This window comes from Mesotoga sp. HF07.pep.5.2.highcov (genome assembly GCF_003666285.1).
Classification (GTDB): Bacteria; Thermotogota; Thermotogae; order Petrotogales; family Kosmotogaceae; genus Mesotoga; species Mesotoga prima.
In genome coordinates, this window is the sequence record NZ_JFHJ01000466.1 from 1 (window position 1) to 897 (window position 897).

Annotated in this window: 1 protein-coding gene; it reads left to right on the forward strand. The window is 47.2% G+C overall.

Annotation, left to right across the window (positions count from 1 at the left end; all coding sequences use genetic code 11):
• Positions 1-813 (forward strand): NAD(P)H-hydrate dehydratase (locus BG32_RS09820; protein WP_121526755.1); only part of this gene is annotated, 813 nt, incomplete at its 5' end.
• Positions 814-897: the final 84 nt, after the last annotated feature.

Sequence of the window (897 nt, forward strand, 5' to 3'; positions counted from 1 at the left end):
AAACTCATTCCGGAAAGAGCTCCTAACAGTTACAAAGGCACGTTCGGTTCCGTGCTTGTTGTAGGGGGAAGCAACATTTATACAGGTGCTCCGTATCTCTCCGCTCTAGGGGCGTTCCGATCTGGTTGTGGAATGGTCTACACATACACCCCTAAGGGATCTGCAACCGTTATAAGAAACAACCTTCCCGAGGCCATCGCTTATGAAAGTCGGGGGGACTTCCTCATCCCAAGAGATATCGAGGTACTTCCAAAAATCATGGAAAAAATCGACTCGATTGTTGTTGGTCCGGGTGCCGGAAGAGAAAAAGAAAGTATTGAGTTCATTCTTAAATTGCTCCAGAGTTTCCCGGATAAGAATTTCGTCGTAGACGCAGATGGACTTTACGCTCTCTCAAATGATCTCTCGGTCCTCGCCCGATCTGAAAGAATCATAATAACGCCGCACATTGGTGAGTTTGCGCGGATGAACGAAGGTAAGACTGATCTCAAATCCTTCATTCAGTTTTGCGTTGGTAACAGAACAACTGCCATTCTAAAGGGGGCTTCGTCTGTACTGTGTGATGACAAAGGAAAGATAACCATAAACACGACGGGGAATACCGGTCTCGCAAAGGCAGGGAGCGGAGACCTTCTTTCAGGAACTATTGCCGGTTTCGCTTCACAGACGGGCGAGCTGACCAAATCGGCGATACTTGCTATGTATTTCATGGGCAGAGCCGCAGAGCTATCGATTGTTTCAGAGCCCTGCAACTCGGCTTCTCAAATAGCCGAGTCTTACTCACTGGTTTTTAAGGAACTGGAACAGAAGTGAAGGGGAAGAATTAATGGAACTCAATCATAATGTCTCTCAACGTCTCGAACAAAAACTCGGACTTTCTCTCAAAGCTCAGCAGGC